This window comes from Paraburkholderia pallida (assembly GCF_004524855.1).
In the GTDB taxonomy this organism is placed as follows: Bacteria; Pseudomonadota; Gammaproteobacteria; order Burkholderiales; family Burkholderiaceae; genus Paraburkholderia; species Paraburkholderia oxyphila.
The window spans coordinates 164,097-185,810 of sequence record NZ_CP038152.1 but is presented as its reverse complement, the minus strand read 5'-3'; the positions used below and the strand labels follow the sequence as shown (position 1 = coordinate 185,810).

Here is a 21,714-nt window from a genome sequence, read left to right as displayed (position 1 = left end):
ACGATGGCCTCGCCGTCCACGGGAAAGAAGCGCGCGAATCCCGCGCTGGCCGAGCGCCTGCAGCTCGAGGTCGAGCGCGCCGTGCAGCGTGGCCTCAAGAGCATGGAGCTGCTCGGCTTGAACACGCCGTCGGTCGGACGCACGCCGAAGACCGTGCTGCACCGGCGCGGCACGCTGGAACTGGTGCACTACCGCGCCGTTGTCGACGAGGTCTATCGCCTGCCATTGCTGGTCGTGATGGCGCCGACGAACAAGGGGTATATCCTCGATCTCGCGCCGGGGCAGAGCCTGATCGAGTTCCTGCTCGGGCGCGGCTACGACTTGTACCTGATCGACTGGAACGCGCCAACGGACGACGAGCGCGATTTGAAGATCGACGACTACGTGCTCGATTTCATCCCCGATTGCATCCGCCGTGTGCAACAGGATTCGGGCGAGCAGGATGTCACGCTGCTCGGCTACTGCGCGGGCGGCATGCTGTCGGTGATCTACCAGTCGCTGCATGTTGACGGGCCGGTCAAGAACCTGGTCTGCATGACGACGCCGGTCGACTTCTCGAAGATGGATCTGTTCCGGTCATTGGCGGACGAGCGAAGTTTCGATGTCGACCGTTTCGTCGATGGCGTCGGTGTCGTGCCGGCGGATTTCGTGCTCGCGGGTTTTGACGCGTTGCGCCCGGCCAGCCGCATTGCCGGGCAGGTCAGGCTGTGGGACAACCTTTGGAACGACCAGTTCGTCAAGGGCTACCGCATGATGGAGCGTTGGGGCAACGAGACGTTGCCGGTTCCGGGTGGCTACTTTCGTCAGATGACGCGGGAACTGCTGCAAAAGAATGCCCTGTACGAAGGCACGCTGCGCATCGGCGGGCGGCTCGTCGAGCTCGGCAAGGTCACGGTGCCGCTCTTGCACATCGTTGCGCAGTACGACCATATCGTGCCACCGGCTTGCGCGCGCCCATTGGTCGAGCGCGTCGGCTCGTCCGACAAGGAGGAGGTCGTGTTGCCGGGCGGCCATGTGAGCATCGCCGCCGGTGCAAACGCGATCAAACGCATGTGGCCCAAACTCGATTCCTGGCTGGAGGGACGTTCCTTATGACCCAAGCATCACCTAGCTATCCCCTGAGCATCGAAAGCGCAGGCAAGCAGATCGAGATCGCGCGGATGACGAGCGACGACCGCGTCGCGGTGATCACGTTCATCGCCACGTTGCCGGTGCACGATCTGCTGTTCGTGCCGCGCGACGTCCGCCGCCCGGAGGTCATCGACGCGTGGATGCGCGCGCTCGACGGCGACGAGGTGACCAGCCTGATCGCGCGCGAGCACGATGGGACGGTGATCGGCTGCACCGCTATCGTCACGGACAATCTGAGCTGGTCGAGGCATGTCGGCCAGCTGCGTGTTTTGGTTGCGCCCGCGTCGCGCGGCACGGGGTTCGGGCGGGCGCTGATCCAGGCGTGTTTTGCGCAGGCGCTCGAGCGCGGATTGAAAAAGCTGGTTGCGCAGATGACGACCGATCAAGGGGCCGCGATTGCGGTGTTCGAGGAACTGAGCTTTCGGGCGGAAGCGCTGCTGCATCGCCAGGTGGCCGACCAGGATGGCAAGCTGCATGATCTGGTGGTGCTCAGTCACGATGTCGACGCGGTGGCCATGCGCCACGCGCTGTATGGATACGGCGACGCGCTGGATGACACGAGTCCACGATAAGGCGCCACGCGTCGCCGCCCGCTGACGCAGTGGGCGGCGCGCGACACTGCGCTGTTCGAGCGTGTGAGCAAGCCATGAAGGTGTCCCGCGCGCCCTCGCTGCGCTACCGGCACGCCTCGCCGTTCCCGGCCTTGCTCACACGGCTGAAACGCCACCGTCCACGGCGACCGCCTGGCCCGTCATATACGAATTCTCTTTTGCGCACAGCATCAGCATCGCCGCGACCATCTCGTCTGGCCGCCCGAGCCGCTTCATCGGCGCACCTTGCGCGAGCATGTCCTGCTTCGCGCCGATCTCGCTCCCGGTCACCATCGGCGTTGCGCTATAGAACGGGCAAACCGCGTTGACGCGAATGTTGTTGCGCGCATATTCGGCCGCCGCGGTGCGCGTCAGGCCCACCACGGCGTGTTTCGCGGCCGCATACGCCGCGAGCTTCGGCGCGCCTGAGAGGCCTGCGAGCGAGGCCACGTTCAGAATCACGCCGCCGTCTTGCGCCAGCATCTGGAGAATCTGATGCTTCATACCGAAGAACACGCCCTTGACGTTAACCGCGAAGCTCCGGTCTAGGTCGGCTTCCGTGGTCTCGGCCAGCGATTTCATCGGCAGCAGAATACCGGCATTGTTGATGCCGACATCGAGCCGTCCGAACCGCCGGACGGCGGCTGCGACCACCGATTGGACCTCGGCTTCGGATGTCACGTCGCAACGCTGCGCCAGCACTTGAGCACCCGTATCGAGCAGTGTCCGGGCAAGCCGTTCCAGCCCCTCTGCGTCGCGGTCCGCGAGGACCAGACGCGCGCCCGTCTGCGCCAGCTCCGCCGCGAGCAGGGCGCCAAAGCCGCCAGCGGCCCCCGTGATCATGACGGTCTGGTCGCGATAGCTCTCCAGTCTCATGCGGTCTCCTGTCGATCAATCAAGTTGCGGATGGCCTTCTTGTCGATCTTGCCCACGCTCGTCTTCGGTATTTCAGCGACGAACGCGATCCGGCTCGCCTCCGGCACCGCATACCGGCTGATGCGCTTCGCGTCGGCATGCCCGAGCAGATGCCGGCGCACCGCTTCGACGTCGAGCGAGCTGCCCTGCATGGGCACCACGAGCGCCATGGGCCGTTCTCCCCACTTGTCGTCCTTGACGCCGACTACTGCGCACTCCTGTACATCCGGCAATTCGGCGATCAGCCCCTCGATCTCGATCGACGAGACCCATTCGCCGCCGGTCTTGATCACGTCCTTGATGCGGTCGACGATCTGCACATAGCCATCCGGCGTCATGACCGCAACGTCCTGGGTATGCAGATAGCCGCCGCGCCATAGCGCTTCGGACGCCTCGGGCTGGTTGTGATACCCAAGCGTGAGGAACGGCGCGCGCAGCACGATCTCGCCGGGTGTCACGCCGTCGCGCGGCACGTCGCGCATGTCGTCGTCGACCACACGCAGGTCCACCATCGGCAGCGGGCGTCCAGTCATGGCGCGTTTTCGTATGTTCTCGTCTTGCCCGGCGGGCACGCCGCCCGGAGGGAACTGGGCGAGCGCGACCGTGGGGCCCGTCTCGGACATTCCGTAGCCTGCGAACACGTCGATGCCCTGCTCGACGGCGGCGCGGCACAGTGCGGGCGGCAGGGCCGAGCCCCCGATGACGATCTTCCATCCATCGAGCTTGCGGCCTTCGCGGCGGGCTGCGTCGAGCAGCATCTGCAGGATCGTGGGCACGCAATGCGAGAACGTGACGCGTTCGGTCTGCTGCAGCGCCAGCAACTGCTCGGGAACATAGCGGCCGGGCAGCACGATGCGCAGCCCGAGCAACACGGCGATATAGGGCACGCCCCAGGCGAGCACGTGGAACATCGGCGTGATCGGCATGTAGACATCTTCGCGATGCAGCCGCTGGCCCTCGCGCGGCGAACAAAAACTCGTCGCGATCGTCAACGCGTGCAGCACGATCTGACGATGGCTGTAGCACACGCCTTTCGGGTCGCCCGTGGTGCCTGTGGTGTAGAACATCGCGGCGCGCGTGTTCTCGTCGAACTCGGGAAAAACAAAATCCGGCGATGCCGGCGCGAGGAGCGCCTCATACTCGCCGACGAAGGGGAGCGTGGTCGAGGGCAGCGGATTGCCGTCGGCGAGCACCACGACCTGGCGCACGAACGTCAGCTCCGCCTGGATCTGTTCCAGAACCGGCAGGAAGTCCGCGTGCGCGAGCACCAGCTCGGCACGCGAGTCGTTCAACGCGTAGGCGATCTGCTGGGCCGAGGTGCGGACGTTGACCGTAAATAGCGTGGCGCCCATCATCGGGATGGCGAAGTAGCATTCGAGGTACCGGTGACTATCCCAATCGAGCACGGCGACGGTGGACCCGTGCCTCACGCCGAGGGTTTCAAGCGTGGACGCAAGTTGCCCGATACGCTTGCGCAGATCGGCAAACGCATAGCGCAGCTTGCCGCGGTAGCTGATCTCCTGATCGGCGCTCACGCTTTGGGCATTCAGCAGCAGTTGCTTGATGAGCAATGGATAAGCGTAGGCCGACGGGGTTGCGATGATCAGGTTTCCGGAAGCATCGGGTGTAAGGGGCGCTGACACGAAGACGACCTCATAGGGCTAGCGGCGCAGCAACGTGCCGCGTCATCGTGCCAAGCATACTGAACGCAGGCGTTCGACTTCCCCCCATCGTGGAGGGGGAGGGTTATCGAGTATCCATATCTCACACGCGGCCCTGCCGCCGCGGATCCCGCACGGCCGCAGCCGGCGTGCCGCTCCGGCGAGCGTTTCAGTCGCTGCTTTCCAGCAGTCCGAGTGCCGTCGCGCGGTGCACCACATGCTTGCGCGTACTGGCATCGAGCTTGCGAAAGAGATTCTTCAGATGCCATTTGACGGTCGCCTCGCCAATGGCCAGCGCCAGCGCAATTTCCTTGTTCGACAGATTGCGTGCGAGCAGCTCGAGGATTTCTCGCTCCTTCGGCGTGAAGACCATGCTGGGCAACGCGCGCGGTCCCTCCATGGCGCGTGGCGCCGGTGTGGGGACGATGTGCCGGGCCGCAAGCACGGGCGTGCCGCGCGCCGCTGCCAGCGCCTCGTCGCTCACCCGCGCGACCCAGTGCGCGAGCTCGGGATGCGCGTCCACGATGATGCGCATCAGGTCGAACGTCTGCGCCAGATTGATTGCCTCGAGCAGCAGCGTGCGGCCATGGCCTTGCGTTTGCTCGATGACCCAGGCGCGCAACGCTATCACTTCGATGCGCGCGCGACCGAGCTTCATCGTCTCGGCCAGCTCGCCCGCATGCGAGAGGACCTCGAGCGCCTCGCGCCAGCGGCGGGCGGCCATCGCGGCATAGGCCTGGGATAGCGTGTGCGGCAACGCGACCGAGCGGGCTCAGCGCGTCTGGGATGCACCGTGGCCCGTCGCGATTTCAGTCATGCGCCGCACGAGTGCCTCGCAGGTCTCGGCGCGATATCGGCCGGCGTGCATGCGGATTTGCTCGCCGAGGCTGGCGATGCACAGCCTCGGCAAGCGCCTTTCGCTGCCAATCGTGTCCAGCGTGTCGAGCAGATCGAGCGCGCGATGCGCCACGCCTTGCGCCGCTGCAACGCACGCCGCCGTGCGATAACCGTAGATGACCGTGTCCGGCGTGCCCGCATGCTCGAGCACGTCGAGCCGGTTTGCCAGCAGCGTCGAAGCTTCGTCGATGCGATCGGCGCCATAGACCACAGCGGCGAGCGTTGCGGCGAACATGCACGTGAGCGGATGGCGCCGGCCCAGATCCGTCTCGGCGCTTTCCAGCGCCGGCCGAAGCACCTGCTCGGCCTGATGCATCTTGCCTTCCACGAAATAGCTCTGGCCGATGGAGGGATCGCCCCAGCGCGCGATATAGCCCGTGCGCTTGTCCAGTTCGCCGCGCGGGATCGCCTGCAGGCCGCGTCTCGCCTGCGCCGGCTCGGCGTGGAGCATTGCACGCGTGGCAAGGCGGTTCGCATGAGCCTGCAACAACCACGCCGGGCCTTGCGGCGGCGCTTCGACCCAGGGCTCGAAGATGTCGATGAAGCGATCGAATTCATCCGAGTAGAACGCCGCGGCGCTCGTGATCAGCGCGCATTCGTATTGCAATGCGACATCCGTATCGGCAGACGCGAGGATCCGTTCAACCTGCTGTTGCGCTTCGCCGTGCCGCTCGCCGAGCGCCAGCGCCCAGGCCGCTGCAAGCCGTAGACGTGGGCGCCGCTCCAGCTCCTGCTGCGGAATCAGTTTCAGCCACTCAAGCACCGCGCCCAAATGCCCTTGCGTAACGGCATCGTGCAGGCACCGCTCCGCCAGCTCGTAGGCAATTTGATGCTCTCCGGCCGCATGGGCATGCCGCGCCGCCTCCTCGATCATTCCATGCTGCATCAGCCAATTCGCTGCGCGCGCGTGCAACTGCGCCTGCTCGGCCGCCGGCAAACCGGCGAGGCGCACGCGAAACGCATCGCCGACCAGCAGGTGGAGCCGGCACCACGCGGCATTCTCCGCGGTCGTGAAGAAGGGCGTCTCACGCACGAGGCGGGCCAGTTGCTCCGCCGCACGCGGGTCGGCGCTCAGCACGCAGCACAAGTCGGGGTGGATCGCATTGGCGATGCTGATGCGCGTCAGGAACTCGCTGTCCTCCCTGGAGAGCGCCGACATCAACCCGGTGACGAAATGATCGCGCAGCGTGCCGGAATGGGTGGACATGGCGTCGATTACCCGGCACGGATCGCCCGCGCGGTCCATGGCGGCAAGCGCAAGCTGCAAACCGAGCGGCCAGCCATCGGTGCATTCATGAACCCGGGCGCAATCGTCGGCGTTGACTCGCGTTCCGAATCGGCTCCGGATTAGCGAAATCGTTTCGTCGAAACGGAAGCGCAGGGCCTCCGGTCCGACTTTCACGCCTTGCCCGTAGGCCTCCAGGTCGGCTGCCGCGAATTCGAGCCCCTGCCGTGCAGCCGCGATGAATTGCAGGTTGGGCGGCGCATTGTGGAACAGATAGCTCAGGGCTTCGATACTCGCTGCCGGCAAGCGCTCGATTTCGTCGACGATCAGCACGATGTCGAGCGAGAGCTGCGCGATTTCGGCTAGCCAGCCCGTCAAGCCGTCGAGGTCACGGGGCGGCGCCATCGCACCTTCGAGCACCGTGCGGCCGAATTGCGGACGCGCGCATCCCGCCCTGATCGCGTGCACGAGTCCGAGCAGCAGCCGGCGCGGATCGTCGCGCTCATCTGCCGAGAGCCAGGCGACCGCCGTTCCGCGCATCAGGCATTCGCGCCGCCACTGCGCAAGCAGACAGGTCTTGCCGAAGCCTGCTGGCGCCTGAACGACGGTGATTTGCCGGGATTTCAGTGCCGGCTCGGTCGAGCTGAGCCGCGGCCGCGCAAGAAAGTGCGCAGGCACGCGTGGCGCAACTGTCTTCAGCAGAAGCTCGCAAGCGTGCCTGTCGTCATCGTCGGGGGCGGGGGGCATCCGGTGCGTCCGTGACCCTGGAGCGCGCTCCTGCGGGCGGTGTCGGGTTGGGGAAATGGGCTTGCCGGCTGGTTCGATCCGTGTATTCCCCACAAAAAAACGACCTGGCAGGCGGTGACTCGCCCCCCTCGCCGCGAGTGGGATCGGTGATGGGCTTTCGCCCTACCATGCCTTCAATCCCATTGTATATGAGGAGGCGCAAATGGCATTTGAGTTGCCGGATTGCTCCGGGGCACTTTGCGCGCTCCAGGACGTGCCGTGTATCGCCACCTGATGGTACCTGTGGATGGCTCCGATGCATCCAGCGAGATCGTCGGGTACGCGGTGGAGTTCGCCCGCGTGCTTGGCGCGCGCGTGACCTTCCTTCACGTGCTGGGCGATTCCGACCTGGCCGCTCGAGCGGGTGCGCGGGTTGTGGAGCCGGGCGGACTCGCGTGGGAGCGGCTGGCCAAGGCCGAAGCCGCCGCTCGCGCACACGGCGTAAGCTGCGATGCCGTGGGTCACTCTGTTTCGCCCCCTTACCGCGCGATCTTCGCTGCCTCACGCGAGTGCGGCTGCGACCTGATCGTCATGGCGCCTCGCGGCAAGGCTGACGAAGACGGCGCGCCCGCAAGCCAGACCACCCAGGTTCTTGCGGCGGCTGAGCAGCCGGTGCTCGTGTGCGCCATGGAACAACGGCCGGCGCCCAAGCGCGTCACCGGCGCGCTGCTGGACGAGCATCGCGCCCACGCGGGGGTTCTGCATGCGTGGCTGCGTGTGCTGCGCGGTGCGCGATTGCAGGACGTGCGTCCCCACCTTGCGCCGATACGCGCTTGCGCCGAGTATCTGCGCGCTTGCCCGGCTGGGCGACAGGACGGGAACATCACCGCTTGCCTGGAAGAAAGACTGCGCGGCCGCACCCATGTGATCGACGCGGAACTGGGCGAGCTTGCACTTCGTCGCCAGCGCAACAAGCGGATGACGCGTGCGTTGAGCGACCTGGTCGAGCGCTATGCACAGGGGCGCGCCGTCGCGTCGGAGCTCGTACACGCGGTGAGCGCCTACGCAACCTTTTCATGGGAGTACCACGGGCGCGAGGAGGGCGTGGTCTATCTGGCGGCCCGACGCTATCTGCGCGACGCGGACTGGCAGGCGATCGACACGATGCTCAGTGAGCGGGCCCGCTCGCGTGCCGACGTGGAATATGGGCGGCTGATTGCCCTTATCAACGAGAAGAGGGAAGCCGTGGGCGGAGGCGCACATGGCGCGCCGTCGCATGACGGGCTGTCTGCCGCCGCGACAGACCCACGGACTTGAGGAGACGATCTTGCACGTACATCATGTTGACGACTCCGCGCGAGGCGGGGCCGGCGCCACGAGAACGCCGGTGCGCGCATACGCGTGGGTGGTTTTTGCCTTGACGCTGGGGCTGCTGATTTCCGACTACATGTCGCGCCAGGTGCTCAATGCCGTCTTCCCCTTGCTCAAAGCCGCATGGGGCCTGTCCGATACACGCCTCGGCTCGTTGAGCAGCGTGGTTGCGATGATGGTCGGAGTCCTGACTTTTCCCCTGTCGGTGCTGGCCGACCGCTGGGGGCGTGTCAGGAGCATTGCGCTCATGGCGACCCTCTGGAGCCTGGCCACGCTCGGCTGCGCGCTTGCCACCAACTACGATGAAATGCTCACCGCGCGGGCGCTCGTCGGCATCGGCGAAGCGGCTTATGGAAGCGTGGGAATCGCGCTCGTGCTGAGCATTTTTCCCGCCTGTCTGCGTTCGACCTTGACCGCCGCCTTCATGGCAGGCGGCTCTTTCGGCTCCGTGCTGGGCATGGCGTTCGGCGGCATGGTGGCAGCACAGTTCGGTTGGCGCTGGTCGTTCGGCGCGATGGCCGGATTCGGCGTTCTGCTCGTCCTCGTCTTTAGCGTCGTCGTTTCGGAGAAGCGGCTGAGCACCGGGCAGCCGTCCGGCGTGCAGGCGGTGCGCGGCACGCCGGCCATGCGTGCGAGCTTCCGGATGCTGATGAAAGAGCTGTTCTCCTGCCGCTCGGTGAAGTGCGCGTACGTCGGCAGCGGCCTGCAACTGCTCGTTCCCGGCGCGATGTACGCATGGCTGCCGAGCTATCTGAACCGCTATTACGCGATGGCGCCCGGCAAGGCCGCCGTGTGCGCCGCGGGCTTCGTGCTGGCAACGGGCGTTGGCATGATCTGCTGCGGCATCGCCACCGATCTCGTCAGCAAGACAGTTCCGAAACGCAAGTGGCTCGTCGCCGTGACCTACTGCCTGCTGTGTTTCGTAGCGCTGAGTATCGCCTTTCGGCTGCCGGTCGGCACAGTGCAATTCGCCCTGATCGGCGCCGGCATGTTCTTCAGCGCGGGAGCCTGCGGGCCCTCGGGCGCGATGGTCGCGAACCTCACGCCAGCGAGCATGCATTCGTCCGCGTTCGCCACGCTGACGCTCGCGAATAATTTCTTGGGCCTTGCGCCGGCCGCCATCCTCACCGGGTTCATCGCGGACAGGACCGGTTTGCTCGGCGCGCTGCAAATCATTCCGTTTGCCACCTTCATTGCCGCGCTGGTGTTTCTGCTCGGCAAGCGCAGTTACGCGGACGATCTGCAGCGGCTAGAAGCCCAACGCGTGCGAGCCGCGGACTGATCGAGGCCAGCATGGAACCTTGCTGATGGCCGCTGCCGAGTGTGACCGGTGTGGCCGAGCACGTGCTCGAATCGCGCAAGACTGCCCGGCGGCGCGCGTGCCGTCATTGTCGAACCACTACGCGGTCGCAACCGCATCCGAACAAGGAAACCTCATGAGCCTTACTGCACTTCAAGATCTTCGCGGGCGTGTTGCGCTCGTCACCGGCGGCTCGCGCGGCCTGGGCCTGCAGATGGCCGAGGTGCTGGGCGAACTGGGCGCAAAGGTGGCGATCACCGCTCGCAAGCAGCATGAACTCGAAGCCGCCACCGGGCATCTCAAGGCGCGCGGCATCGAAGCCGTGCCGCTCGTGTGCGATATGGGCGAGCTGGCCGCGATTGCGCCAATGGTCGAACAGACGATCGGCGAACTGGGGCCAATCGACATCCTCGTCAACAATGCCGGCACCTCCTGGGGCGCGCCGACGATCGAGCATTCGCTCGAGGGCTGGCAAAAAGTGCTCACGCTGAACGTCACGGCGATGTTTGTCGTCACGCAGGAGGTCGGCCGCCACTGCATGGTCCCACGGCGCTGCGGCAAGGTTATCAACATCGCCTCGATCCAGGGCCTCACGGGCACGTATCCCGAGGGCATGCCGACGCTCGCCTACAACACCAGCAAGGGCGCGGTGGTCAACATGACCCGCACCCTGGCCGTGGAATGGGCGCCGTACGGAATCAACGTCAATGCGATTGCGCCTGGTTACTTTCCGACCCGGATGACAGCGCCGATCGACGCTGCGATCGGTGGCGACAAGACCGCGGCGATGGCGCCAATGAACCGGGTTGGCGGCGCGGAAGACCTCAAGGGCGTCGCTGCGCTGTTCGCCTCCGATGCCGGTGCCTTCATCACCGGACAGATACTTGCCGTCGACGGTGGCCTGACCGCGATGTGATGTCCGCCCAGGTCTCGATGCCCGCGCGTGACAGGGGAGATAAGCGCGGCATCCTGTTCTGCAGCGGCGCGGCCGCTACCGACGGCTGATCTCACATCACCCATCCGCTGACGATTCATCTTTTGTCATGGGCGCGTTTCGCTTGTTAAATCTGCGCGTTGCACCTTCGCAGAGACGCAAGCGTGACGCTTTGCCATCGAATAAAAGGAGACATCGTGGGTGGAAGTGCTGGGTTGTTGTTGGTTTTATTTGTGGCGATCGCACTGATCGTCGTGCTGATCGTCAAGGTCCAGGTTCATGCATTTCTGGCCTTGCTTGCCGCGTCCTTCGTGGTCGGGCTGGGTACCGGCATGCCGCTATCGAGCATCGCGTCCACGTTTGAAAAGGGCGTCGGCGGCACCTTGGGCTTCCTCGCGGCCATCATCGGGCTGGGCAGCATTCTTGGCAAGATGCTCGAGGAATCCGGCGGCGCGGAGCGCGTGGCGCAAACGCTGCTTGCCACGCTGGGCGAGCGCCGCGCGACCTGGGTCATGATGCTCGTAGGTTTCATTGCCGGCATCCCGGTGTTCTTCGAAGTGGGCTTCGTGCTGTTGATTCCGCTCGTGTATGTGGTCGCACGGGATACACGCATCAACCTGCTTTATCTGGGTGTGCCGCTGGCGATATCGCTGATGACGGTGCATTGCATGTTGCCGCCGCACCCGGCTGCCATGGCCGTCACCGGCATGCTTGGCGCCGATGTCGGCAAAGTCATTCTGTATGGGCTGATCGTTGGCGTGCCGACGGCCGTGATTGCCGGCCCGGTCTGGATCCGACTGGTCTGCAAGCGCGAGGCGCCGCCCGAACAAGCCGCATTTCTCGAAGCGCATGGCGAACTGCGCAACCGGCGTGACGCGCTGCCGGGATTCGGCATCACGCTGCTCACCATTGCGCTGCCGCTGCTGTTGATGGTGGTGAAGACCCTTTCCGCTGGCCTGCCCAACGCCTCCGTCGCCGCCAATGTCATCGCTTTCCTCGGCGACCCGCTGACGGCGCTCGTGATCGCCGTCGCCTTCGCGTACTGGTCGCTGGGCATGCGCCGCGGCGCGACCATGGCGGAGTTGCTGCAGAGCACGCAGAAGAGCTTTCCGCCGCTGGCCAGCATTCTGTTGATCATCGGTGCAGGCGGGGCATTCAACGGGATGCTGATCGCCAGTGGCATCGGCGACGCACTCGCCAGCGGGCTCGCCCACTCCCACCTCAACCCCATCGTTCTTGCGTGGCTGATTGCTGCATTGATGCACTTTGCCGTCGGGTCCGCCACAGTCGCGATGATGAGCGCCGCCGGCATGGTGATGCCGCTGCTGGCCGGCCATCCGACGCTGAGCCCGGCAATCATGGTCGTTGCTGTGGGGGCCGGAGCCATTGGCGGGACGCATGTGACCGACTCCGCATTCTGGGTCGTCAAGGAATATCTGGGCGTCTCCTTGTCCGAGGCGCTCAAGCGATTCAGCGGTGGAACGATGCTGGCGTCCGTGATTGCGCTGGGGCTCACCCTGTTGTTGTCGCACCTGGTGCACTGACCCGCTATTCCAATCGAAACGAGGAAGCAGAATCATGATTGCAGGAAAATCCGTCGGGCAGTGGCTGGAAAGCCACCCTCTGATTGCAGACCTGGTTGCCCTGAAGGAGACGACCTGGCTCAACCCGGCCGTGCGGCCCGCTGCACAAGCGTTGCCGGACGTCGGCTTGACGAGAGAAGACGTGGCCGACGCCAGCGCCAGGCTCGCGCGCTTTGCGCCCTACATCGCCCGCGTGTTCTCGCAGACCGCGCAGGCGGGTGGCATCATCGAGTCGCCGATCCGGGCCGCGCCTTTGCTGCAACAGGCGCTCGTGAAGCGCTATGGCATGGCGTTGCCGGGGCAACTGTGGCTCAAGCTTGACAGCGACCTGCCGATTTCCGGGTCGATCAAGGCGCGTGGCGGGATCTACGAAGTGCTCAAGCATGCGGAAGACCTCGCGCTCGCGAAGGGGCTGCTCAACAAGGACGATGACTATTCGAAGCTCGACAGCGAAGCGTCGCGTGCCTTTTTTCGCGATTACCGCATCGCCGTCGGCTCCACCGGCAATCTGGGGCTGTCGATCGGCATCATGGGCGCCACACTCGGGTTCCAGGTGAGCGTGCACATGTCGTCGGACGCACGGCAGTGGAAGAAGGACAAGCTGCGCTCACACGGCGTGACGGTGGTCGAACATGCGTCGGATTACAGCGCGGCAGTGACCGAAGGGCGACGACAGGCGGCTGCGGATCCCGCGTGTCACTTCATCGACGATGAGAATTCACGGAATCTGTTCCTCGGATACGCCGTGGCCGCCGAGCGGCTCAAGCCGCAACTTGCCGCTGCCGGTGTCGTCGTGGATGCCGCGCATCCATTGTTCGTCTATCTGCCCTGTGGTGTCGGCGGTGGCCCCGGCGGCGTGGCGTTCGGATTGAAGCTGGCATTCGGTGACGCAGTACACTGCTTGTTCGCGGAGCCCACACATTCACCATGCATGCTGCTCGGTGTCTATACGGGACTGCATGACGAAGTGTCCGTGCAGGATTTCGGCATCGATAACGTCACGGCGGCCGATGGACTCGCCGTGGGACGCCCGTCCGGTTTTGTCGGCAGGGCAATGCAACGGCTCATCGATGGGTACTACACCGTCGCTGACGACGAACTCTATGCGTTGCTCGCGTTGCTCGAGCGGGAAGAAGGCATTCGTCTCGAACCTTCGGCACTGGCCGGCGTGCCCGGTATGGCTCGGGTTCTGGCGCGCGATCTGGAAGCCTGCCGCCAGCGCACGCAGATGGATCCCGCTGTCCTCGCCAATGCGACGCATCTGGCGTGGGCAACAGGTGGCAGCATGGTGCCGGAAGCGGAAATGAGCGCGTACCTGTCCAAGGGCGTGCAGGCCCTGCAGGCTTGAGTGGCATGGGCGTCAGTCGGCCCAAGGCCGGCGCCCATGGTGCCATTGACCAGGCTGTGGCGATGCGTCAAGCTCACGACCGACCCCAAAATGGGAGCTGACAACATGTACAACCTGCCGCCACGGATCGCGCATCGGCTCGACAGCAGCCAGTTTGCCAACCTGCACACGTTCCTCGCGGTCGCACGCCACATGAGCTTTCTGCGGGCGGCGGAAGAGCTATGCCTGACCGCCAGCGCGGTCAGCCACCGCATCCGGCGCCTCGAAGGCGCGCTGGACATGCGCTTGTTCGAGCGCCTGACCCGGCAAATCTCCCTGACGCCCGAAGGCGAGCGCCTGTTCGGCATTCTGCAGCGGACGATGAGCGAACTGGCCGAGGCGCTCGAGCCGACCACCGAAGAGAACGTGGAGGGGCGAATTACCGTATACGCACGTCCCTCGGTGGCGCAATGCTGGCTGGTCCCGCAACTGGCTGAATTTTCGACGAAGTATCCAGGGCTGTCGGTCGACCTGCGGGTCGGCAACGACAATATCGATTTTCGGACGCAGCATGTCGACCTAGCAATCGACTACGCAAATGGCGAGTTTCCGGGGCTGGTGAGCCACAAGCTCATGGACGAGCGCATGGCGCCCGTATGCAGCCCGGAGTATGCGACGCGTCACGGACTGTACGGCCATCCGGAGCAAATCGTCGGCTGTACGCTGCTGCATGATTCCCTTGCCTGGCATCATGCGGCACATGATGCGGAGTGGGTACTCTGGGCAAGTCAGAATACTCCGGATATCGAATTACCAGAGCGCAGCTTCACGTTTGACCGATCGGATCTGTGCGTGGTTGCAGCCTTGAACCATGTGGGCGTTGCGATCGGGCGGCAGCGCCTGGTGCAAAAGCGAATCGATCAAGGCGAACTGGTTTTGCCGTTCGGCGACTTTTCCCAGCGTTGCGCGTACAGTTACTACCTCGTGCATCCCCCGATGCCTGCGATACCACTGCGAACATCCGTGTTCGTGGCATGGCTGCACGAGAAAGGAAGCAGTGGATAGACCTCGTTGCGACTGAAGCGGCGCGGGGCGTCGACGGACAGCGAGACCTATCTTTAGATTCATGGCATGTCGGTCGATCTGTACCGTGCGGCCGATGGTGCTGGCCAGATAGCAAACTTGATCCTGAGGGCGAGGCGTAACGTGACTGCGACCGAAGCCTTCTTCGGCAAGACTATCGGGCATTTGGGCCAGTCGCCGGAGATCCTCACACTCGATGAGCATGCTGCCTCGCACCGCGCGGTGCACCATATGACGGCCGATAGCACGCTGACTGAAAATACGAAGGTCTGACGCTCGACATATCTGACCAACGTGATCGAGCAGGGCTATCGCCACATCAAATCCAGAACGAATGCGATGCTCAGTTCGAAACGATTCAGGAGCACCGCGATCACGATTTCAGGCATTGAGATAACGCATCAAATTCTCAAGGGCCAGTTTTGCCATCGACCCGTGGTCTGTCTACCATCATCGTTGAATTCCGATCCGATTTCCTTTTTTTCAGTTTGCAGCGCCATATATCCCGGAGATTTTTTCGACTTTCCTAAAGTTGTCATCTTTTGCGCCGATATTGGGAATAGAGGGCCTGATCTATTTTTCGCTTGTTAACGGAGCCGAGGCCTGACAATAATGGATTCAAAAATAAAAAGGACCGCTCATGCAATCAGTGAAGCATATGAAAGTCGTCACCCAGCTCATTCTGGGGTTTTCTGTTGCCATAATCCTGATGATTGCTCTTGGTGCCTTCTGTCTGTCCGAGATAAGCGGCGAGAACCTTCATGTAGTCGAGTTTCGGGACAACTGGTTGCCAAGCGTACGCAGCAGCCAGCAGATGCTTGCGGCGCTGCGCCAGATACGAATCAACGGTATGCGGTCGAGGAACAACGTCCTTCCAATGAGTGGCTGAAGGTCTGAACCTAAGTGTCCGCGTGGACACATGCACTCAGACCGCAATGAACGAGAATCGAGACCTTCGCAGCAGGCTGGTCGTTGGCCAGAAACGGGATGGCCGGCGCGAATTCAATGAGGACGCTGTACGGGAACTGGTCGCACTGTGCCTGAAGCCGGGCGTGTCGATCGCGCGCGCGGCCATGGATCACGACGTCAACCCGAACCAGTTACGTCGGTGGATCGCGCGCTATCAGCCGCAGATCCTGCACGATCCGCGAGAGCCAGACTCAATGGTTATCGATGGCGTCTCGATCGACATTTCTGCGCCGACGGTCAGAAGCGCCGGCAACGCAAATGCCTTCCCGGCGTTTGTTCCCGTCATCCCTGCGCCTGTGTCGCCGTCGACACCGTCTACGCCGGTTCGGTCGATGGCGCTCGCGCTACATGTTCGGTTGCCCAACGGCGTCGAACTCGACTTCGGCGAGGCGGGCGTCGAAGAGATCACGACGATCATCCATGTGCTCGGGAGGCTGGCGTGTTCCGGTTCGACGAAGGTCTGAACGTCTATCTGCACCGCGATCCGGTTGATTTCCGCTACGGAATGAACAGCCTGTCGATTCTCGTGGAACAGGCGATGGGCCTGAACCCGATGGATTCGTCGCTCTACGTGTTCACGAACCGGCGATGTGATCGTATCAAGATCCCGGCTGGGACAACAACGGGTTCTGGCTATTGCTCAAGAGACTCGAAGCGAAGGACCGCTTCGTCTGGCCCGACAGTAGTACCGGAGTCGTCGCGCTGGACGTCGAACGGTTGCAGTGGCTGCTCAAGGGTGCTGACATTGCCGCGCTTCGGCACCATCCAAAACGACATTATGCTCGTGTGAGTTGAACACGACATTGGCGTGCCGGTCTAACCGACATGCCGATCAACGTCACCCTCTCTGCCGACGAGCTCAAGGCACTCCTGGCGATGCGCGAGGAGCACGCTGCGCTTCAGCGGGAACGTGACGAGCTGCGCAGCACGCTGCGACTCGTGACAGCAGAGCGTGACCTCGCCGAAGAGCGCTTACGCGCTTACCGCCGCGAGCTGTTCGGTGCAAAGAGCGAAGCGCGGGATTCTGATCAATACGGCTTGTTCAACGAAGCTGAAGCGCTTGGTGCAAACTCCACGCCCGCGCAGGAAGACACACCGGAAACGAAGGTTGGCGCACACACGCGCAAGAAGCGTGGTCACCGCAAGCCGCTCGATCCCAGTCTGCCGCGCGATGTCGTACGGCACGAACTGCCCGAAGCCGATCGCTTCTGCGCCAACGACGGACACGCGCTTGTGGAGATCGGAGTCGAAACCAGCGAACAGCTCGACGTGATCCCGGAGCAGCTCCGGGTCATCCAGCACCAGCGCGTCAAGTATGCCTGCCCGTGCTGCGATCTTGGCATCAAGGTCACGCCAGCGCCGCCGCGCATCATCCCGCGTGGACTCCTGAGCGAATCGGCGCTTGCGTGGATCGCTGCCGGCAAGTATCAGTTCGGGATGCCACTCTACCGTCAGGCCGGCCTGCTGCGACGCTTCGGCGGCGATACCTCGTCGAACACCATCGCCGCGAGCATCGTCCGTGTCGGGCTCGCGACGCAACCCGTGATCAACCTGATGCGCGATGCGTTGCTCGATGCCGATCTGATCTACTGCGACGAGACGACATTCCAGGTCCTGAAGGAGAAGGGGCGCAAGCCACAAACAAAGAGCTATCTCTGGTCGCAGATGACCGGTTCGGGCACGCCGATCTGCTGCTTCACCTACACGCCCGGAAGAGGTGCAAAGCTAGCTGACAAACTGTTCACGGGGATCCGTAGGGGCGCGGTCCTGATGACCGATGGCTATGAGCCCTATAACGGTATCGCCGAGCGATACCAGCTCGTGCACCTCGGATGCTGGGTTCAGTTGCCGACGCTACTTCGTCAAGGCAGAAGACAATGTGCCCAAGGCAGCGCGCTCGCCCGATCTGCTCGCGACGCGCTTCATCAAGCTGATCGGAAAGTTGTTCGTTGCCGAGGCGCGTAGCGCGGAGTGGGTGGCCGAACGTCGACAGCGATTGCGACGACGGTACAGTACACGCGTGCTCGATGTCATCGAAAAGCTGATGCTCGAGCAGTCGCCTGGCGTCGTGCCGCAAAGCTTACTCGGCAAAGCGCTAACCTACCTGCGCGAACAGTGGCCGAAGCTGGTCCGCTACATCGAGAATGGCGACTGGCCTATCTCGAACAACCCGTGCGAAAACTCAATCCGCCCCTTCTGCGTCGGGCGCCGCGGATGGCTGTTCTCGGACACCGTCGACGGTGCGAACGCTAGCGCCAACCTGTACTCCCTCGTCGAGTCGTGCAAGGCGAATCGCATCGACCCATACCGATATCTCACCTGGCTGTTCCAGCGGTTACCTCTGGCGAAGACTGTCGACGACTACGACGCGCTGCTTCCCTGGAAAATGCCTGCCCACTTCCGCTGACCCACACCGCTACCACACATCACGCGCTCTGCCACCTCGCTCTGAGGGGCGTCCTTCGTGGACCGCATACAATCAACGAATACCGTGTAGTCGCCAGCCAGACCCCAGCGGCTATCCAGGATGCAGAGGCACGTATTGAATCAGGCATTGCGGACTACCGCCAGTCCGCCGCGGAGTACGAGAAGCTTATGACCGAGCCGGACGAGAAAGCCGCCTATACCGAGATCCGGACGTTGATGCCGCAATACCTGGATCTCGATTTAAAAGTTCGCGCTTTGGCCAAAGACTCGAAAGCGGCTGAAGCGATGGATATGCTGACCGGTCAGTCGTCTACCGTTCGTGACGCGCTGGAAAAGAACATGAAGACGATCGTTGACGTCAACGTGGCGGGGGCGGCGCGCGAAGGCGAGGCGGCAAGTCAGGCGTACTCCCGGACCATTGCACTCGTTATTGGCGTGATCGTGGCGGCTGCGGTGGTCACGCTCGGACTTGCGCTTGTCGTTGCACGCGGTCTGGCAAGACAGCTTGGTGGCGAACCACGGGAGGCAGCGACCGTGGCCAGCCACATTGCGGCTGGCAATCTCGGCGTTGGGATTACATTAAAATCGGACGATCGTTCCAGTTTGATGTTTTCGCTGGCAACGATGAAAGAGCAACTGAGCGCCATCGTACTGGGTATCAAGCGCTCCAGCGAGTCGATCGCGCTTGCCGCGGGTGAAATTGCGCAGGGCAACACCGATCTGTCGCAGCGCACGGAGGAACAGGCCGCCTCCCTCGAGGAAACCGCGTCGAGCATGGAGCAACTGACGGCCACGGTCCGCCAGAATGCCGACAACGCCCAACAGGCGACCGTGCTGGCCACGACCGCGTCGGGCATTGCGCGACGCGGTGGCGAGGTGGTCGGACACGTGGTCGAGACAATGCAGGGCATTTCAGCCAGCTCGAACAAGGTGGCCGAGATCATCGACGTAATCGAGGGGATCGCGTTTCAAACCAATATCCTGGCGCTTAACGCTGCCGTAGAGGCAGCGCGCGCTGGCGAACAAGGGCGCGGGTTTGCCGTCGTGGCGGGCGAAGTTCGTGCGCTCGCCCAGCGCAGCGCCACCGCGGCGAAGGAAATAAAAGATCTGATTGGCGAATCCGTCGCCCGTGTCGATGCGGGCTCGAGGCTCGTCGGAGAAGCGGGTAGTACGATCAGCGATGTTGTCGAATCGGTGAAACGCGTGACCGACATCATGAATGAAATCTCGTCGGCATCCGAAGAGCAGAGCACCGGTATCGAGCAGGTCAACCAGGCTGTTACCCAGATGGAGCAGGTGACCCAGCAGAATGCAGCACTCGTTGAGGAGGCATCGGCCGCAGCGCAGTCGATGGCCCAGCAGGCGCAGTCTTTGCGTGAAGCAGTTGCGGTCTTCAAGGTTGTCAGAGCCGGGTCAACTGCCGATTCGTCCACAATGGCCGTACGAACGACGACAAAGCCCGAGAAATTGCTACATGCCGCTCGTGTGTCCACCGCAAGGGAGCCAGGTGTATCCAGTTCAGACGAGGAAGTATCAAAAGCCGCATGGCGTACGTTCTGATCATCTGTACGTCGTTGCTTGCTGACCGGCGCGTCGCGTAGCATCGGGGCGCTCCTTCGAGGTGGAGAGTTGTCCGCCGCACGCGACGTTGTCAACATTTGAGGCGCATCGTGGCACCGTATGTGCCTCAGTCGGTTCAACGGGAGTGTTGCGCGCTAGGCGTCCATTTTCCCCTGCTCGAGCTATGCCTGACAAATAACGTTGTTGTGGCGACAGGAAAACGGGCCGAACTGACCCGGACTGTCGTCGGGCAGACAACCTTGCGCCGTATCAGCAAGGACTGGGGGCGTTGGAAGGGAGGCGCGCGATTCTCACGCGCAGTGATCCGATCCACCCTGCGACCGGGTGCGTGTGCCGCGTACCGCACTTACCGCTGCCGCTTGATGATGCAGCCTGATGTTCAAAGCGGCATGTCCTGCTCAACGTGCTTCAATGCCTGTAGAAATGTCGAGCACCACCAGTGAACATCGAGCTTGCGGATCCGGCTGAGCAGCGCCTCGTGGCGGCTGATCCGCTCTTCCAAGGGCATGGTGAGCGCACGCTGGATGGCCTGCGCCGTGCCCTGCGTGTCGTACGGATTCACCATCAGCGCTTCCTTGAGCTGTTCCGCTGCGCCCGCGAAACGCGAGAGCACCAGCATCCCGGGGTCGGCCGGATCCTGCGCGGCGATGAATTCCTTGGCAACCAGATTCATGCCGTCACGCAACGGCGTCACCAGCGCCACGCGACTCGCGCGATAAAGTCCCGGCAGACGCCTGCGGGCCACATTGCGATGGATGTAGCGCACCGGCATCCAGTCCAGCTCGCCATAGTCGCCATTGATCGCGCCGCACAGGCTGTCCATCTGACGGCGCAATTCGTCGTACGCGCCGACGTCCTCGCGGCTTGGCGAGGCGATCTGGATCAGGGTCGCGCTGTTGCGGGTTTCCGGATACCTGGCGAGCAGCTCGCGGAAGGCGTAAAGACGCTGCGGAAGTCCCTTGGAGTAATCGAGCCGGTCGACCCCCAGCAATAGCTGGCGCCGCGCGTATTCCTCGCGCATCCAGCCAAACATGTCGAGCCCTTCCTTCGCATGGGCGAGTCGAACGAATTCGTCAACGTCGATGCCGATCGGGTACGCGCCAACGCGCAGCGTGCGATTGAACGCCCGCAGACGTTCGGGACTCGGAACTTCGGCGTGCGCTTCCGCTTCGGCGTAGTGGGAAAAATGCGTCACGTCCGCCTGGCTCTGGAACCCCGCCAGGTCGTACGCGAATAACGAGCGCATCAGCCATTCGTGTTCGGGTATCGCCGCCATGATCAAGGGCGGTGGCATCGGAATATGCAGGAAGAAGCCGATCCGGTTCCCGACTCCCAGCGCGCGTAACTCTGCCGCGAGCGGAATCAGATGGTAGTCGTGTACCCAGATCAGGTCATCAGGCTTGAGCAGGGGCAGCAGTTTCTGTGCGAACAGCTGGTTCACGCGCCGGTAACCGGCCGCGAACCGCGTATCAAAGTTCGCCAGATCCAGACGATAGTGGAACACGGGCCACAGCACATCGTTGGCGTAGCCCAGGTAGTACGTCTCGTAGTCTTCGCGGCTCAAATCCAGCGTTGCCAGTGTGACGTTGCCGACCGGCTGCACGTGGGTTCCGGCCGTATGGGCTGCTTCGCTTCCGGCATCTTCAGCGAGCCGGCCGCTCCAGCCGAACCACACTCCACCGGTCTGCTGCAGACTTTCTTTCACGGCCACCGCGAGCCCCCCCGCAGCAGGCTTGCGCGGATCGGCAGTCCGGTTGGAAACGACCACGAGACGGCTCATGAAACTCCGGCGCTATCGCGCTACGCGGGGCAAACAGACGGAAAGACGACCAGATCGTCCACCCATTATCGGCGCATCTCCATTCCATTGAAAAGCGCGATCGGCCAACAATCACGATCGTGCGGGATGCTGAATGCCGGATGGCGCTGCCCGGCGGAGACCACCGTGACCATGATCTGGATAACAGCAGAATCTCGCCCAGTACAAGGAAACG

The 21,714-nt window shown here is 63.3% G+C and carries 15 protein-coding genes and 3 pseudogenes; 14 read left to right on the top strand and 4 right to left on the bottom strand.

The features are described from left to right. The first annotated feature begins 3 nt into the window (after positions 1 to 3). Positions 4 to 1,095, top strand: coding sequence for a PHA/PHB synthase family protein (locus tag E1956_RS43370; protein WP_134760025.1), 1,092 nt, complete (start codon positions 4 to 6; stop codon positions 1,093 to 1,095). Beyond that, positions 1,092 to 1,703 (top strand): GNAT family N-acetyltransferase, encoded by a 612-nt coding sequence (locus E1956_RS43365; RefSeq protein ID WP_134760023.1) that lies wholly within the window; start codon positions 1,092 to 1,094, stop codon positions 1,701 to 1,703. The genes E1956_RS43370 and E1956_RS43365 overlap by 4 nt, the downstream gene beginning before the upstream one ends. Positions 1,704 to 1,838: 135 nt before the next feature. Here E1956_RS43365 and E1956_RS43360 read toward each other — a convergent pair whose 3' ends face one another. From E1956_RS43360 to E1956_RS43350, 3 genes and pseudogenes are all read right to left on the bottom strand, one after another. Next, positions 1,839 to 2,597 (bottom strand): SDR family NAD(P)-dependent oxidoreductase, encoded by a 759-nt coding sequence (locus tag E1956_RS43360; protein ID WP_134760021.1) that lies wholly within the window; start codon positions 2,595 to 2,597, stop codon positions 1,839 to 1,841. Beyond that, complete coding sequence (locus tag E1956_RS43355; RefSeq protein WP_134760019.1) at positions 2,594 to 4,279, bottom strand: fatty acid--CoA ligase; 1,686 nt, start codon at positions 4,277 to 4,279, stop codon at positions 2,594 to 2,596. Before E1956_RS43355 ends, E1956_RS43360 begins: the two co-directional genes overlap by 4 nt. A gap of 187 nt (positions 4,280 to 4,466) precedes the next feature. Further along, positions 4,467 to 7,166, bottom strand: a pseudogene (locus E1956_RS43350) (helix-turn-helix transcriptional regulator). 258 nt (positions 7,167 to 7,424) lie between these two features. Here E1956_RS43350 and E1956_RS43345 point away from each other — a divergent pair. From E1956_RS43345 to E1956_RS43290, 12 genes and pseudogenes are all read left to right on the top strand, one after another. Next, positions 7,425 to 8,462, top strand: coding sequence for a universal stress protein (locus E1956_RS43345; RefSeq protein ID WP_134760017.1), 1,038 nt, complete (start codon positions 7,425 to 7,427; stop codon positions 8,460 to 8,462). 10 nt (positions 8,463 to 8,472) lie between these two features. Continuing rightward, positions 8,473 to 9,798, top strand: a complete 1,326-nt coding sequence (locus E1956_RS43340; RefSeq protein ID WP_232072588.1) for an MFS transporter — start codon at positions 8,473 to 8,475, stop codon at positions 9,796 to 9,798. 154 nt (positions 9,799 to 9,952) lie between these two features. Beyond that, positions 9,953 to 10,732 (top strand): SDR family oxidoreductase, encoded by a 780-nt coding sequence (locus tag E1956_RS43335; protein ID WP_134760848.1) that lies wholly within the window; start codon positions 9,953 to 9,955, stop codon positions 10,730 to 10,732. A gap of 215 nt (positions 10,733 to 10,947) precedes the next feature. Then, a complete protein-coding gene (locus tag E1956_RS43330) occupies positions 10,948 to 12,294 on the top strand; it encodes a GntT/GntP/DsdX family permease (protein ID WP_134760014.1) in 1,347 nt (448 codons plus the stop codon). A 34-nt stretch (positions 12,295 to 12,328) separates the two neighbouring features. Next, the gene (gene dsdA / locus E1956_RS43325; protein ID WP_134760012.1) at positions 12,329 to 13,681 is read left to right on the top strand and encodes a D-serine ammonia-lyase; all 1,353 of its coding nucleotides are present in this window, start codon (positions 12,329 to 12,331) and stop codon (positions 13,679 to 13,681) included. A gap of 105 nt (positions 13,682 to 13,786) precedes the next feature. Next, complete coding sequence (dsdC, locus tag E1956_RS43320; RefSeq protein ID WP_134760010.1) at positions 13,787 to 14,725, top strand: DNA-binding transcriptional regulator DsdC; 939 nt, start codon at positions 13,787 to 13,789, stop codon at positions 14,723 to 14,725. A 66-nt stretch (positions 14,726 to 14,791) separates the two neighbouring features. Beyond that, on the top strand, positions 14,792 to 15,016 hold the full coding sequence (locus E1956_RS43315) for a DDE-type integrase/transposase/recombinase (RefSeq protein WP_134760008.1): 225 nt from the start codon (positions 14,792 to 14,794) through the stop codon (positions 15,014 to 15,016). Between the two features lie 367 nt (positions 15,017 to 15,383). After that, the gene (locus E1956_RS43310) at positions 15,384 to 15,632 is read left to right on the top strand and encodes an MCP four helix bundle domain-containing protein (protein WP_134760006.1); all 249 of its coding nucleotides are present in this window, start codon (positions 15,384 to 15,386) and stop codon (positions 15,630 to 15,632) included. A gap of 46 nt (positions 15,633 to 15,678) precedes the next feature. Then, complete coding sequence (locus E1956_RS43305; protein WP_134760004.1) at positions 15,679 to 16,176, top strand: transposase; 498 nt, start codon at positions 15,679 to 15,681, stop codon at positions 16,174 to 16,176. Positions 16,177 to 16,217: 41 nt separating this feature from the next. Then, positions 16,218 to 16,507: pseudogene (tnpB, locus tag E1956_RS47975) on the top strand (IS66 family insertion sequence element accessory protein TnpB). 30 nt (positions 16,508 to 16,537) lie between these two features. After that, positions 16,538 to 18,119: pseudogene (gene tnpC, locus E1956_RS43295) on the top strand (IS66 family transposase). Beyond that, the gene (locus E1956_RS43290; protein WP_134760846.1) at positions 18,017 to 19,699 is read left to right on the top strand and encodes a methyl-accepting chemotaxis protein; all 1,683 of its coding nucleotides are present in this window, start codon (positions 18,017 to 18,019) and stop codon (positions 19,697 to 19,699) included. The pseudogene tnpC and the gene E1956_RS43290 overlap by 103 nt, the downstream one beginning before the upstream one ends. Before the next feature lie 400 nt (positions 19,700 to 20,099). Here the strand turns inward: E1956_RS43290 and otsA are convergent, their stop codons facing one another. Further along, the gene (otsA, locus tag E1956_RS43285) at positions 20,100 to 21,500 is read right to left on the bottom strand and encodes an alpha,alpha-trehalose-phosphate synthase (UDP-forming) (protein WP_134759997.1); all 1,401 of its coding nucleotides are present in this window, start codon (positions 21,498 to 21,500) and stop codon (positions 20,100 to 20,102) included. Positions 21,501 to 21,714 lie beyond the last annotated feature (214 nt).

Excerpts from the sequence above, each read along its gene's own strand:
- E1956_RS43370 (WP_134760025.1), top strand. The coding sequence starts at position 4 with ATGGCCTCGCCGTCCACGGGAAAGAAGCGCGCGAATCCCGCGCTGGCC.
- E1956_RS43365 (WP_134760023.1), top strand. The coding sequence starts at position 1,092 with ATGACCCAAGCATCACCTAGCTATCCCCTGAGCATCGAAAGCGCAGGC.
- E1956_RS43360 (WP_134760021.1), bottom strand. The coding sequence starts at position 2,597 with ATGAGACTGGAGAGCTATCGCGACCAGACCGTCATGATCACGGGGGCC.
- E1956_RS43335 (WP_134760848.1), top strand. The coding sequence starts at position 9,953 with ATGAGCCTTACTGCACTTCAAGATCTTCGCGGGCGTGTTGCGCTCGTC.
- dsdA (WP_134760012.1), top strand. The coding sequence starts at position 12,329 with ATGATTGCAGGAAAATCCGTCGGGCAGTGGCTGGAAAGCCACCCTCTG.
- dsdC (WP_134760010.1), top strand. The coding sequence starts at position 13,787 with ATGTACAACCTGCCGCCACGGATCGCGCATCGGCTCGACAGCAGCCAG.
- E1956_RS43315 (WP_134760008.1), top strand. The coding sequence starts at position 14,792 with ATGTCGGTCGATCTGTACCGTGCGGCCGATGGTGCTGGCCAGATAGCA.
- E1956_RS43310 (WP_134760006.1), top strand. The coding sequence starts at position 15,384 with ATGCAATCAGTGAAGCATATGAAAGTCGTCACCCAGCTCATTCTGGGG.
- E1956_RS43305 (WP_134760004.1), top strand. The coding sequence starts at position 15,679 with ATGAACGAGAATCGAGACCTTCGCAGCAGGCTGGTCGTTGGCCAGAAA.
- otsA (WP_134759997.1), bottom strand. The coding sequence starts at position 21,500 with ATGAGCCGTCTCGTGGTCGTTTCCAACCGGACTGCCGATCCGCGCAAG.